Source organism: Streptomyces sp. NBC_01233, from assembly GCF_035989305.1.
GTDB lineage: Bacteria > Actinomycetota > Actinomycetes > Streptomycetales > Streptomycetaceae > Streptomyces.
In genome coordinates, this window is sequence record NZ_CP108514.1 from 3,097,846 (window position 1) to 3,110,334 (window position 12,489).

The following is a 12,489-nucleotide window of genomic DNA, read 5'->3' on the forward strand; positions in this document are numbered from 1 at the left end:
TCGGTTACCGAGTTCGGTGGGCCTGTACGAGCGGCGCGGTGACCAGCTCGATGCCAGGCTCGCCAGCGGCCGGATCGTCAGGGGCCGGGGTCTGGGTGAGCGCGGTCAGCTGGCGTTCGAGGCCCTGGAGGTTGTTGCTCTGGTCGATGGTGACGACGCCGTCGACCGTCATCCGCAGCGGCTCGGCCAGCAGCTTGGCGCGGCGTTCGGAGAGGACCTCGCGCGCAACTTCTCGGGCACTGGCGAGTCGCGCGTAGCGGGCGATGAGGTCGGTCTGATCGGTGGCGGGCCCGAGCTGGGCGAGGAGCCAAGCGAGGACGGCGGGGTTCACGGGCTCTCCCTGCGTAGCAGGGGGACCGCCGCTCTTGGCGAGTCGGCGGTCCCAGTCGGGTACGGCTACGTGGTAGCGGTCTTGCGGCGGCGCGGTGGAGCAGGCGCTGACTCCGGATCGGCGTCCGGCTCCGGCTCCGGCTCCGGCTGGGACGATTCCTCCGGGGCGAAGCCGAAGGGAGGCGGTCCCTCGTCCTCCGCCTGGTCCTCGGGCTCGGGCAGCACTCCGTTCTCCCAGGCGTCGGGGTTGGTGATCTCGGCAGCGAGTTCGGGTGCCGGTTCCTCACCGGGCTCCAGGACCACCCACTCCCGAGTCGTCGGGTGCTGAACGTGGACGGCGGCAGAGAGGCGGGCCATCAGATCACCTTCGCAACGATGTGGGCGTCCGGGGTGTGCAGGACCGGCATGCCCACGGCAGCGCCCTTGGTCCAGATCTGAACCGGGTCGTCCTGTGCGCCGCGGGTGATGATGATGCCCGGCCGGTCCTCCTTCGTGATCTCCGGGTTCGTGCCCCGCGAGAGGGCAAGGGCCTCGGCCGTCACGCCGAAGATGGTCTGGCCCCACTTGGAGCGGTCCGGGGGCAGCAGGATCCACCGGTCCTCGGGCAGCACCTTGGTCTGCACGCCGTCGACACGGACCTGGCCCTTGTAGAAGGTGACCGGCGGCAGGCCGTAGTTGTCGCGGACCACGTTGATCTGCTGCGGCGTGAGCGTCGCTGTCGGCGTGTTGGAGGGGTTGACGCTGCCGTAGTACGCCGCGCGGTAGGAGTTGTTGGCCGCGAGGAACGAGAACGCCTTGCGGCTGGTCAACACCATCTCCGGCGCCGGCGCGCCTCGGTCGTCCAGGTACTGGATCCAGGCCAGCTCGTCCTTGATCGGATCCGACGTCGGGTCGCTCCACAGCTTCGGCGCCGTGGGCATGTTGCCGGCCGGGACCCCCCAGTCCACTTCGATCGTCAGGCCGTTCTCGGCGGCGAGGGTGAACTTGCCGTCGGTCAGCACGTCGCCCCATGCGAGTTCGATGCGGGAGCGGACGGCCTCGACGTGGCGTTCGGTGTCGTCGTACAGCAGCTCGATCAAGCGGTCCTCGTCCGCACCGCGCGACGCCTCCAGGAGGATCTGCTCCTGCTCGCCGACGAGAAGCTTCTGCCCGAGCGGGGGCAGCATGCCTTCGCGGGTGGTCTGCCACGCCTCGCGGGTCGCGAACGGCACGGACGCGTCGAAGGCCCGGTACTTGGCGACGTTGACGTACCGGCCGTTGTCCTTGACCCGCCACTTCACCTCGTCCTGCTCCAGGGTCGGGATGATCCCGCCGGCCTTGGAGAGCAGGTGGTCCGCCTGCGAGGGGATGGCACGGGCGAACGTGGTCAGGTCATTGACCGAGACGTTCTTGATCAGGTCCTGAATGGTCATCGTCGTCTCCTCACACGAACCGGATCTGCGGGCCGGTCACCGACGCGGTGACCTTGGTGGTGTCGATGCCGCCGGGCACCTTCGCCGTGACGACCACGCCGTGCCACAGCAGCGGCGCGGGCACCTTCGTCGCCGACGGGGCGTACAGGGTCTCGGCGAATACGAAGCCGGCCAGGTTCTGGCGGCCGTCGGCTGCGGCCGGGTCGAAGGACCCGTAGAGGCCCGAGGCGGTGATCTTCCCAACCGGCGCTCCGGACAGGACCCGGCCGTACGGCTGGCTGGTGTCGGTGGATGCCTGGATGTGCGCGGCGGCAAGCTTGGAGACGTCGAGGGTGATCGTCTCGGTGGAGTCCGTGCCGTGCAGACTGCCGAGCCAGGACCGGTCAGCGGTGTACGACACCGACGTCGTAATGGGCTGGATGGTCACAGCCTGTCCTTCCGTGGGACGCGAAGCGGGGCAGGCGCACACCAGGGCGGTGGCGTCGTCCACGGAAGAGCGGGGCGTGGTCCCCTGGTCCGGCTTGCCCGCCGGTGAGAGTGGTTGCCGGGTGGCTCACCCGGCAACGAAACCGCGGCGGCGGGCCATCTCCAGACCGGCGGCGCCCGGTCGCGGCGGCACTCCCCCACGGCTCGGCGGGCCCCCAGCGGGCGAGCCTCCAGGCGCCGGCGGCGGGGTCTGCTGCCCGAAGAGGCTCGGCCGTCGCTCCTTGAGCTGTTCCGCAACGGCGGTGACGGCGGCTTCGTCGGCTTCCGGCTGATCGGCGAGAGCCCGCTCGACGAGGACGACGGCGTCAGCCAAGTCCTCGCCGCTTGCCCCCAGTCCGGCGAGCACGGCGCGGCGGACCGCTGCCCGCTCCCGGGCCTCGGCGTCGGCGAGGCGCTGGCCGGCCTGCCGCTCCAGTTCGGCCGCCGCCTGCTCGCGGCGCTCGACTTCCGACAGGGCGGCCTGGTCCGCCTCGCGCTTCGTGGTGATAAACGCGCCCAGTGCCTCCGGGGTGTCGAATCCGAGGTCCCCCAAGAGCTTCTTCACGGCTGCTCGGCCGCCCTGGGTCTTCTCCCGGGCAAGAAGGCGGTTCAGGTCGTCCTGGGACACGGTCGGGGCGGGCGGATCCGCCGGGTCTGCGGGGTCGGACGAGGGGTCGTTCGGGGCAGCACCGAGAATCGGGTAGATCGGGCGGCCGTCTCGGCGGTAGCCGACCGGCGCGAGCGGCGAAGGGAGCGGGCGCGTCATGCGTGAACCTCGTCAAGGTCTCCAGCGCCCCCACGCCGTTGATCAGTTTAGCCCCGCCTCCAGACCGGGCCGTTTCCTGATCGGGCCGTAAGCGCGTGCGCACGCCCGGCGGATTCTCGCGAGGCTGTTAGCTTGATCGTGTCGCGATGAGGTGCGACGACGGGGGCAGGGCCGCCCATCAGTAACCCGCTCCTCCACCAGGAGCGCGCCGAACGGGGTCGTAAGCTCGCCCCGCCCCCGCCGCCGTTGTCCCACAGCCGCGATCGAGGCAGGAGGGCTGGCGTTCTGCGGGGCCCGGTAGCCGTCTGCCCGCCCTTGACCACAGGAGCCTTGATCAACTCGGGGGCTGCTGCCCGGGTGCCACCGGACAGCGATGTCCTGTGCCACTGAACCTTGAGTGCGTGCCACCGAACATTAATCCGTGGGGACGGGCCACTTGATTCGACAAAACGATCGTCATCCGTTCCGTGACGTGTGACGCTACGGGCGTGAATGTGGATACGACCCTGATCCCGGCGCTCGCGATTACTGCCACAGCCGCGACGTCCATCTACAGCCTGCGGCATCAGCAGCGCACGAGCGAACAGGCGCGGCTGTGGGAACGGCAGGCGGCGCTGTACGTAGATCTACTCGCTAACCAGCGTCCGTACCTTGCCGAGCCGGACGTGGATCCGTCCGTTCGACACTACTTCGGTCCACAGACGTCGGAGGAACGGGCACTTGTTCAGTCGCTGTCCGCGAGAGTCGATGCCTTCGCCTCCGAGCACGTATCGAGACTGTGGAGCACAACCGTGCAGCGCGTCTTCGACGTGAGCTTCTACATCAGCGAAGTGATAGGCGATCCGCTCCACCCGACCGAGAGGGAGGAGCTGGAGATCGCGCCGTTGGTAGAAGCGCGCAATGCAGCCAGCGAGTCTCTGCGCAAGCAGATCCGTCTTGAGCTGAAGACCGACAGGCCGCGAGGCATCCTCAGGGCTGCCGTTGCCGCGGTGAGGATGCGGCGGTGAAGTCTCGGCATTCGCTGGCACATCACTCAAGGATCAGTGGCACGGGACAAGCGACACGAGTCGGCCTGCTCACCCTGCTGGACGACGATGGCCACTGTGACGAAGTGCGGTGGGCGGCCGACGCGCTGCGCGCACGGATCGGCCTCCGGCTTCCGTCGTGATCGACCTCGTACGATCGGCTGGTGGCGATCGAACTTCCAGACGAACTTGTGCAACTTCAGCGTGCAGCCAACGCGGCGCGGAGGGAAGCGACGACCGATGCGTACAGCGCGGAGGGGTGGAAGCCGTGGCTGGACGCCGTCGACGCAGTCCACGTCGCGGTGACCAAGTACGCGAAGGAGACTGGACAGTCCCGGCATGAGGTGGAGAAGGCCGTGAAGACGGCGGCGAACGCGGAGGCCCCACCCGAATAATCTTAGCTGGGGCAAAGAATCACCCAAGGCACGCTTATTCCGTCAATGACCGCTGGTGAAGATGCTCAGTTCTTTTGCCCTTCGCTCTGCTTCTGGAGAGCCAGCTTGAGCCAGGTCCCGGCCGCTATCCCCAACTGCTGATCAAGGTACCAGGCGGCCTGCAGGCAGGAGAGCGCCGGAGCGCCGATTGTTGCGAATAGGAGACCTGCGGGGACGATGCCGGCGAGGCTAATGATGAGCTGTCCAGCGTCAAATAGAGCATTGACGTGCTCCCCGTTCTCCCACTGGACGATCAGCTTCACCTGGTTATCTCCCGCATAGGCAATCGTCATGGCGTCATCTACCCCAATATTGCGCCATGTCCCCGGAAGGAGCTTCCCTAGACCCTGGGTGATAGCCTTGTTACCCACGGCCTTAAAAATCGCAGCAGCGCAGAAATTGACCGACTCACCAAATGCCTTGTCCAGCTGCTTGTTCAATTCGTCGGTTTTCTTATCCGCGGTCTTCTGCGCCTCTACTTTCTCTTTCGGCGAAATAAGCGGCTTCGCACCATTGAGTATCAGCAGCGTGTCGCTCAACGTCTCCACGATCGTTGTCAGCTGATCCTGCTGCTTCTTCGGCGTCTTCGGGTCGATAGCTATCGGCAGCGCAGTGGTCACCGGCTGCACGATTCGTGTGAGCTTATCCCGCTGCTGCTTCGGCGTCTTCGAGTTATTAATTATCGGCAGCGTGTCGATCACCGGCTCCACGATCTGCGTGAGCTTCTTCCGCACCTCCGGCGGCGTCTTCGGGTTGTTAATTGTCGGTAGCGTGTTGATCAGCGGTTCCACCGTCTTCCGAATTTTATCCCGCTGCTTGTTCGGCGTCTTCGGGTTGTTAATTATCGACAATGTGTCGATCAGTGGCGCCACGATCTGCGTGAGCTTCTTCCGCACCTCCGGCGGCGTCTTCGGATGGTTGATCACCTTCAGTGTGCCGCCCACCTGCTCCACGATTCTCGTGAGCTCTTTCCTCGCCTCCGATGGCGTCTTCGGGTCTTCGATTACCTCCAACGTGGAGGTCACCTTCTGCAAGGTCTGCGCGAGCGTGACCCGGTCCTCCAGCGGAATTTTCGGGTCTTCCACTACTTCCAACGTGGTATTCAGCTGCTCTACGGTCCCCTGCAGCTCGTCGGGGATGCCCTGCTGGTCCGTCAGCTCGTCTATTTCCGTGTACAGCTCCGGCGTTAGCTCTTCCAGCTTCTCCCTTTGCTCGGCCGGTTTCTCGGGCTCGGCCGGTTTCTCGGGCTCGGCCGGTTTCTCGGGCTCGGCCGGTTTCTCGGGCTCGGCCGGCTCGACGGGCTCGACCGGTTTCACGGGCTCGACCGGTTTCACGGGCTCGACCGGTTTCACGGGCTCGACCGGTTTCACGGGCTCGACCGGTTTCACGGGCTCGACCGGTTTCACGGGCTCGACCGGTTTCACGGGCTCGACCGGTTTCACGGGCTCGACCGGTTTCACGGGCTCGACCGGCTCGACCGGCTCGGCCGGTTTCACGGGCTCGACCGGCTCGACCGGCTCGGCCGGTTTCACGGGCTCGACCGGCTCGACCGGCTCGGCCGGTTTCACGGGCTCGGCCGGTTTCACGGGCTCGACCGGCTCGACGGGCTCGACCGGTTTCACGGGCTCGACCGGTTTCACGGGCTCGACCGGTTTCACGGGCTCGACCGGTTTCACGGGCTCGACCGGTTTCACGGGCTCGACCGGCTCGACCGGTTTCACGGGCTCGACCGGCTCGACCGGCTCGACCGGTTTCACGGGCTCAACCGGTTTCACGGGCTCGACCGGCTCGACCGGCTCGACCGGCTCGACCGGCTCCACGGGCTCGACCGGCTCCACGGGCTCAGGGGGTTCTGGCGTCTGGGCCGGTGCTGCGGTCGTGGCCCCACCGAGGGCTTGTGGCGCCACCCCAGCAGTCGTCACCCCAGTCGGCAGCGTGAGCGCGGCAGCCAAGCAGGATGCGCCAAAAACGCGGGAGACGTGTCGCCGGGCGGTTCGTGCCATGAGGGTTCCGGATGCGAGTTCGGAGGTGCTTCTTTGTCCCTTGCGGACTTGGCCCCCTTGAGGCTGACAGGGCTCAGGTCACCGGAGATCCACAGTTCGACGGTGCCCATGCCATCAAGACCCACTCTTCATCGACTGGGCACATCCCGCAAACGCACAAGCCATGCCTCCGGAGAGACCACTCCGACCAGGCCTAGGCCCCCGACGGGTACGACCAGGCTCAGGAGCGGTTCCCCGCCCATCTGACATGCCCTCAGCCATGGGTCGCCCCTTCAAAGTGCCTGTTCAGGCCGCCGCAGCTGGTTAGGCACCTGTTACAGGTAAGTCTCGTCCCCGGCCTGAACTCAACTCCCAGAGCTGCGGTCAGCTCTTGCGCGGTGCCCACTCCCAAGCTGGTAAACCGCGTGATCTGCCATCGCGGGTTCGCCACAAGTGCGACCGCCTCGAACTCCCACTTGGTGATGATGCTCAGGCATTCTTCCTCGCCGTACACCTCCCCCGGGATGTGATCGCACTCTTCCGGATCAAGCCGACAGATCGAGCATTCGGATTCAATCACACGCATTTCAGGACTGAGCCCGACCCTCAAATGCCCTAGGTCGACCGGGCACTCCCGAAAGTAGGAGCCCTCCTGGTACACAAGGCCGCAGGATTTAGGGTAGTTACGGCGCAGGAGTCCCCCCACCTCATCCAGCAGGATGTGCGCTTCTTCGAAGAGGTTGGGGGCATGCACCTCGGAACGATCCATTACCTCCCGGAGCTCACCGCGGAGTTTCAGCAGCGTCGCCCGTGCTGCCGGGTCCGGATGAGATGAAGATCGGACCTGATCGAGTTCCTCCTGGCATTGGAGGAAGAGGCCCCGCTCAGGCCTCGGGGGGCTGGCTGCGGACACTCCCGTCCCCCCATCCCTCAAGGTTGGCGATCGCCTCAAGGACCACGTCGGCTGGCCCGTCGAGGACGATCTTGGTGGGATCCCCCTCCCGCGTCACCTCGATATGCAGCACGGGAGGCGGCGCTGCTATTTCAGCAGCTTCGCCGCTTCCCGTCTTCTTTGTGATGTAGACCGTCACGAGGCTACTCAGAACCCCAACAACCATGTCCTTTGTGAAACCCTGGGCGAATTCGAGAACCGGAAGCCAATACTCTGCAGCGTCATGGGTCAAGTAGCTACGATCAGCTCGCTCGTCCTCAAAGCCGACTTCCAGTCCAGCGGATCGAAGCAGCTTGGCAACCTTGATCGACTCATACGGATACCTGCCGGGAGCCTCCCGCGAGACGCTCGGCAGACCAGAGACCCCCCGCTTGATCAACACGTCAGCCATTACCCAACCCCTCATTCTGCGTACAGATAGTCATGATGTCATGGCGGCGTGTTGCAATACGAGTCCGCTGGTCGTCGCCTTCAATCCGAACTGCGGAAGCTGATCTCTGGCATCTCCGGCCCCACGGCCGCCAACCCGCGAACGGCCGTGGCGCAAGCGAGGCGAGAGGGTTGAGCCTCGCGCCGCTGCAACGTGGTCCGGCCGACGCGACCTCTCAGTAGCTCCATGCGGATCCCGTCTGGCGGTACTCGGCGACCGGGATGGGTGTGACGCCGTCGCGCATCCGGTCCTCGTAGAGGTGGCCGTCGAGGTGGTCGATCTCGTGGTGGACGAGCCGGGCCAAGCCCTGCCGGTACGTGGTCACCATCGTGCTGCCGTCGAGGCTGGTGTGCTCGACGGTGATAGTCAGGGGCCGCGGTACGAGCCCGCGTACGTCGAAGAAGCTCAGGCAGCCCTCGTACTGCTCGTCCGTCTCGTCGGAACGGCTGATGATGCGCGGGTTTAGGAGGGTGATCGGGCTGGCGCCGGGTTCAGCGGGGTGGACGATGGCGGCGGCCCGGTCGAGGCCGATCTGCGGGGCAGCGATCCCCATCCCCTTGGCGAAGGGATGGACCTGGCCGATCCGGTCGGCTGCCGCGAACAGCTCGTCGAGGGCCTGCTGAGCGGCGTCGTGCTCGGCAGGGAGGTCGAAGGGGCGGGCCGGCTGGTGGAGGATCGGGGCTTCCGCCTGGACGACGCCGAGGGCGCGCATGGTGTCGCTGGGGCGGGCGTCGCTCACGTTAACTCCCGTGTCGTGTTGGGCTTTTCCGGTCGGGCGCGGAGGCGCCACTCCAGACGGTATCGGGCGTGGAGGTCGGGGGTGGCTGTCTCCCACCGGAAGATCCGCACGCCGTCCTCTTCACGACGCGAGAGGGCTGTTCGTAGTGGGGCTGACTCGGCAGTCATGGAGGTCTCGGTGCCCCAGACAACGGGGTCGAGGACAGCGGGGAAGGCGAGCTCGACCAGCAGGTGCTCCGTCGGCAGGCGCACGGCGCGCTGGAACCACCGGCCCCAGTGCGTGTCGGGGACGAAGTAGCTGTACTCGATCCAGACGGATTCGCCGGGGTAGAGGGGGAAGCGCCCTTCGCCTTCGGCGTTCTCGAAGAGCAGCCAGACTTCCTTGGTCGCGTCACGGTCCAGCTTCACGGCCTGGGCCATCGGCTCGCCTGCGCAGTGCGCGGTCAGCGTGAGGATGTCCCAGGTCAGGGGGTGCTCGCGGTAGTGGGCGTTCGAGCGGGCAGGGTCTTCGGGGTAGCGGTCGACGCTGATACGGATGAGGTAGCGGGTGACCGGCTGGTCTCCGGTGTTGCGGAGTTTGCGGCGCATGGTGAGGGTGTAGCGGCTGCCGTCGTAGTCGAGCCGGGCCTCGTCCTGTTCGACTACGAGCGCGGAGCTGCCGATGGAGGGCGGGGTGCTCGCTCGCACCGGGCCGTCTGCGTCCTCTTTCGTGGCCTCGTACGCCTGCCACTTTGCGATGATCGCGCCGCCGGCCTGGAGGCGGCCGTCGGCGCGCTGGGCAAAGTCGGCCGTGGGCTTGCTGTGCCCGCCCTCGACCTTGCTGATGTAGGAGGGGTCGAACCCCATGTCGGCCGCCAACTTCTTCTGGCTGACCTTGCGCTTCTTCCGCCAGAACGCGACCTCCGCCGCGAACTCGGCGGCGGTCTGCTCCTGTGCCTCGGTCAACGGTCTGCCCCTGACTGCCAGTTGACTGCATGCATGACCTGTGAGTGATCCAAGTTCACCATTCCGTCAACCTGGCTGCTGCCTGTTTCCTTCAATCACCGGCCCGGTACGAACAATCCCTATCCGATCTGAGCCCGGAGGCATCAATGCCCGAGAACGTCGACCAGAAGCCCGTGTACGTCACCCCGGCCGTGCAGGTCCTCGGCACCGTCACCAAGGCCACCCTCGGCTCGGCCGGCAACAACAACGCGGACGACACCCAGTACTTCGAGTGATCCCGCGCGCCGCGAGGGCGTGAACAGCTGAACACCGGCGCCCGGGACGCAGAGGCTCCTGCTCTGCGTCCCGGGCGCTCGTCTGTCCGGTTCGACGTACGCAAAGGAGCAAGACACCGTGAGGTTCACCGCGGGCGTGTTCGGCCACGGGCCGGACGGGTTACTCGAAGCCGGATCCTGGCGACCGCAGGACGGTGAAGAGGTTGCCGTTGAGGGTCCGTTGCGCATGTGGACGGTCGGGCACGCGGGTCTCGACATCCGTACGGGTCCTGCGCTTGGCGGGAGCGCCGAGGTTGTCTGCGTCGGGTCGTGCCTGGCCGCGTCGAAGGAGCTGTCGGAGGCCAGAGACGCCGCTGAGCGTGGCCAGTGGGAGCACACGGCCCGCTTGGCCGGGAGCTTCGTCGCGCTGGTGCGCCACGGGACGACGGTGTGGGTGTTCGGTGATCGGGCAGGGGTCCATCCTGTGTACTGGGTGGCGGACGGTGAGCTGGTGTGGTGGTCTACCTCGGCCACGGCTCTGGCTGCGCTGCACGGCCGGACGCCGGACTGCGGTCGGCTCCTCGCCGCCTTGACCGTGCGAGGCGTCGATCACCTCGGAAGCGGCAGCCTGTTCTCCGGCGTCCACCGCGTCCCGCCGGGCTCTGCCCTGGTTCTGTCGCCTGGCCGGCCGCCTCGTACGGTCCCTGTTCCCGGCCGCCGGGAGGCGCTGGCGCTCGCTGATGCCGCTCCGATGCTGCGGGAGGCGCTGACGACGGCTGTTACCCGCCGGGCTGCGAGCGCGGCGAGCCTTTCGTCCGACCTGTCGGGGGGTCTCGACAGCAGTACCCTTGCGGCGCTCGCTGCGGCTCGCGGTTCGCTGCTGGGCATCACTTACACCGATCGGCACATGGCCGAGTCCGATGACCCGGTCTATGCCGCCCGGGTCGCGGCCGAGCTGCCTCATCTGACGCATCGCGTTGTTCACGGGGCGACGCAGCAGGTACGCCACTTCGACCAGCTCAACGACCTGGAAGCCCTGCCGATCACGGACAGCCCTTCTCTGTCCTTGGGCTTGCTCAGCTTGAAGGCTGCCCAGCTGGCCCCTGCCGTTGCCGCCGGTTCTCGGCTGCACCTCACCGGCCGGGGCGGTGACGATGTCCTGGACGCCGTGGCGCCGATGCTCATCGACCAGTACCTCGCGGGGCATCGCGGCGCGGCTGCGGGCCGGGCCTGGGCATTCGCTCGGTCGCGTCGCACCTCCCCTCACCGGGTCCTGGCTCGCGCCGCGCGCACCTGCGCCGAGCCGTACCCGAGGGCTCTGGCGGGACTCGCTGCCCTGCTGGGCGGAACGTCCACGCTGGCTCCTCCCCGTCACCGGCCCCCATCCGACCTGTTGACGTGGTGCTTTCCCCTCGCCTCCGCCGCCTGGCTCACCCCGGCCGGCCGGATGGCGACGGCTGCCGTCGTCGCCGAGCAGGCGGCCGTCGCCGCGAGCAGCGAGCGGCCCGGGCGGCTCCACGAGCGAATCTCCCTGGAACGCATGGGCGAGGAGCACGCCACATACGACCAGATCAGCCGCCAGCTGTGGACGCTGCCCATCCACGCACCGTTCATGGACAACGCCGTGGTGGATGTCTGCCACGCGGTCCCCGGCTGGCAACGCTCCGTGCCGGGTGACTACAAGCCCCTGGCCCGCGCCGCGTTCACCGGACTGGTCCCCGCCGTCCTGTTGCAGCGGCGAACCAAGACTCACCACGTTGGAGGCGTACATGACGGCCTGCGGGACAACCTGCCCATGCTCCAGCGGATCATCGCGGGCTCCCGGCTCGCCGAGGCCGGCCTGATCGACTCGGGTCAGGCTGTGGCCGAACTTCAGAGCGGCGCGCGAGGTGAACCGGCGTTCCTGTATGCCGTGCACCTCCTGGTGGTGATCGAGCTCTGGCTGAGCACGCTCCGCCTCGGCCGCGAGCAGTGGTGGGAGTTGGCTCCGGTGAAGGAGGCGGCGTGAGCACGCTCGTACACGCAGCAGTCACCGCTGACGGTGTGGCGCTGATGGATGTCCGCCGTGGTCGGGGCCGCTGGCACTTCCTCGATCCCGTCAGCGCCGAGCTGTGGTCGAAGGTGGCCGCCGGCCAGGCCACCGATGAGGCGATCGAAGACCTCGTCCACGCCTGGCAGCTCCGAGGAGTGGATCCGGACCAGGTTCGCGCTGACCTGAACCGCGTGGCCGCCGAGTTGCACGAGGCCGAGCTGCTTGTTGCCGCCTGTCGCCCTGGTCCCCGGTCTGATCCCCCCATCGTCCGGTTCGCCGGGACCGTCGGCGGAACGCTGCGGGACCAGATCGCAGCTCAAGGCGGGCTCGCGCTCGCTCTTGTTCTGCTGCGCTGCCTGCCGATCCGCTTCACGATCGCCGCTGCCATGACTGCTACCCGGTTGCCGGGGCGTCACGCCACCATCGCCGACGCCGAACGGCTCCACTCCGCCGTACAGCGAGCCACCCGGGCGTGGCCGGGCCGGGCAGCGTGCTTGGAGGAGTCGCTGGCCGTGTACCTCGCCGCCGCGCTCTCCGGTCGACGGGTGCGCTGGGTGCTCGGTGCGTCGTTCATGCCCCGCAACGCCCATGCCTGGGTCGAGGCGGAGGGCACCGTCATCGGTCAGGACGCGGCGGATCGCGTCTGGCCGTATGCCGCCGCCCTTCAGGTGGAACATCCGAACTGAAATTCGCCACCCTTCGCCAGGAGAACCACCCGTAAGGG

At 67.2% G+C, this 12,489-nt stretch carries 15 protein-coding genes; 5 read left to right on the plus strand and 10 right to left on the minus strand.

Annotation, left to right across the window (positions count from 1 at the left end; translation table 11 throughout):
- Positions 1–4: 4 nt before the first annotated feature.
- The 5 genes from OG332_RS14530 to OG332_RS14550 form a co-directional block, all read right to left on the minus strand.
- Positions 5–331 carry a hypothetical protein gene (locus tag OG332_RS14530; protein WP_327413879.1) on the minus strand — a complete coding sequence of 109 codons (327 nt, stop codon included), beginning with the start codon at positions 329–331 and terminating at the stop codon, positions 5–7.
- A gap of 65 nt (positions 332–396) precedes the next feature.
- Positions 397–687 (minus strand): hypothetical protein, encoded by a 291-nt coding sequence (locus tag OG332_RS14535; RefSeq protein ID WP_327413880.1) that lies wholly within the window; start codon positions 685–687, stop codon positions 397–399.
- Positions 687–1,742 (minus strand): major capsid protein, encoded by a 1,056-nt coding sequence (locus tag OG332_RS14540; protein WP_327413881.1) that lies wholly within the window; start codon positions 1,740–1,742, stop codon positions 687–689. Before OG332_RS14540 ends, OG332_RS14535 begins: the two co-directional genes overlap by 1 nt.
- A 10-nt stretch (positions 1,743–1,752) precedes the next feature.
- The gene (locus OG332_RS14545; protein ID WP_327413882.1) at positions 1,753–2,169 is read right to left on the minus strand and encodes a head decoration protein; all 417 of its coding nucleotides are present in this window, start codon (positions 2,167–2,169) and stop codon (positions 1,753–1,755) included.
- Between the two features lie 126 nt (positions 2,170–2,295).
- Positions 2,296–2,973: a hypothetical protein gene (locus OG332_RS14550; protein ID WP_327413883.1), complete on the minus strand. Its 678-nt coding sequence runs from the start codon at positions 2,971–2,973 to the stop codon at positions 2,296–2,298.
- A 488-nt stretch (positions 2,974–3,461) separates the two neighbouring features.
- Between OG332_RS14550 and OG332_RS14555 the strand changes: the two genes are divergently transcribed.
- Both OG332_RS14555 and OG332_RS14560 read left to right on the plus strand, forming a co-directional pair.
- Positions 3,462–3,980, plus strand: a complete 519-nt coding sequence (locus tag OG332_RS14555; protein ID WP_327413884.1) for a hypothetical protein — start codon at positions 3,462–3,464, stop codon at positions 3,978–3,980.
- 182 nt (positions 3,981–4,162) lie between these two features.
- On the plus strand, positions 4,163–4,393 hold the full coding sequence (locus tag OG332_RS14560) for a hypothetical protein (RefSeq protein ID WP_327413885.1): 231 nt from the start codon (positions 4,163–4,165) through the stop codon (positions 4,391–4,393).
- Between the two features lie 65 nt (positions 4,394–4,458).
- Here OG332_RS14560 and OG332_RS14565 read toward each other — a convergent pair whose 3' ends face one another.
- The 5 genes from OG332_RS14565 to OG332_RS14585 all read right to left on the minus strand — a co-directional run bounded on the left by OG332_RS14565 (position 4,459) and on the right by OG332_RS14585 (position 9,479).
- Entirely contained in the window at positions 4,459–6,270 is a 1,812-nt protein-coding gene (locus OG332_RS14565) for a hypothetical protein (protein WP_442816152.1), read from the minus strand.
- Positions 6,271–6,688: 418 nt separating this feature from the next.
- Positions 6,689–7,327 carry a hypothetical protein gene (locus OG332_RS14570; protein ID WP_327413887.1) on the minus strand — a complete coding sequence of 213 codons (639 nt, stop codon included), beginning with the start codon at positions 7,325–7,327 and terminating at the stop codon, positions 6,689–6,691.
- The gene (locus OG332_RS14575) at positions 7,299–7,757 is read right to left on the minus strand and encodes a hypothetical protein (RefSeq protein WP_327413888.1); all 459 of its coding nucleotides are present in this window, start codon (positions 7,755–7,757) and stop codon (positions 7,299–7,301) included. The genes OG332_RS14570 and OG332_RS14575 overlap by 29 nt, the downstream gene beginning before the upstream one ends.
- Before the next feature lie 214 nt (positions 7,758–7,971).
- Entirely contained in the window at positions 7,972–8,535 is a 564-nt protein-coding gene (locus tag OG332_RS14580) for a peptide deformylase (protein WP_327413889.1), read from the minus strand.
- Positions 8,532–9,479 carry a helix-turn-helix domain-containing protein gene (locus OG332_RS14585; RefSeq protein WP_327413890.1) on the minus strand — a complete coding sequence of 316 codons (948 nt, stop codon included), beginning with the start codon at positions 9,477–9,479 and terminating at the stop codon, positions 8,532–8,534. The genes OG332_RS14580 and OG332_RS14585 overlap by 4 nt, the downstream gene beginning before the upstream one ends.
- 146 nt (positions 9,480–9,625) lie before the next feature.
- Between OG332_RS14585 and OG332_RS14590 the strand changes: the two genes are divergently transcribed.
- The 3 genes from OG332_RS14590 (at position 9,626) to OG332_RS14600 (ending at position 12,451) form a co-directional block, all read left to right on the plus strand.
- On the plus strand, positions 9,626–9,754 hold the full coding sequence (locus tag OG332_RS14590) for a hypothetical protein (protein WP_327413891.1): 129 nt from the start codon (positions 9,626–9,628) through the stop codon (positions 9,752–9,754).
- 118 nt (positions 9,755–9,872) lie between these two features.
- A complete protein-coding gene (locus tag OG332_RS14595; protein ID WP_327413892.1) occupies positions 9,873–11,741 on the plus strand; it encodes an asparagine synthase-related protein in 1,869 nt (622 codons plus the stop codon).
- Positions 11,738–12,451, plus strand: a complete 714-nt coding sequence (locus OG332_RS14600; protein WP_327413893.1) for a lasso peptide biosynthesis B2 protein — start codon at positions 11,738–11,740, stop codon at positions 12,449–12,451. The genes OG332_RS14595 and OG332_RS14600 overlap by 4 nt, the downstream gene beginning before the upstream one ends.
- The last annotated feature ends 38 nt before the right edge of the window (positions 12,452–12,489 follow it).

Bases quoted from the DNA above. Each gene is read 5' to 3' on its own strand.
- OG332_RS14575 (WP_327413888.1), bottom strand. From the start codon at position 7,757: ATGGCTGACGTGTTGATCAAGCGGGGGGTCTCTGGTCTGCCGAGCGTC.
- OG332_RS14590 (WP_327413891.1), top strand. From the start codon at position 9,626: ATGCCCGAGAACGTCGACCAGAAGCCCGTGTACGTCACCCCGGCCGTG.
- OG332_RS14535 (WP_327413880.1), bottom strand. From the start codon at position 687: ATGGCCCGCCTCTCTGCCGCCGTCCACGTTCAGCACCCGACGACTCGG.
- OG332_RS14550 (WP_327413883.1), bottom strand. From the start codon at position 2,973: ATGACGCGCCCGCTCCCTTCGCCGCTCGCGCCGGTCGGCTACCGCCGA.
- OG332_RS14540 (WP_327413881.1), bottom strand. From the start codon at position 1,742: ATGACCATTCAGGACCTGATCAAGAACGTCTCGGTCAATGACCTGACC.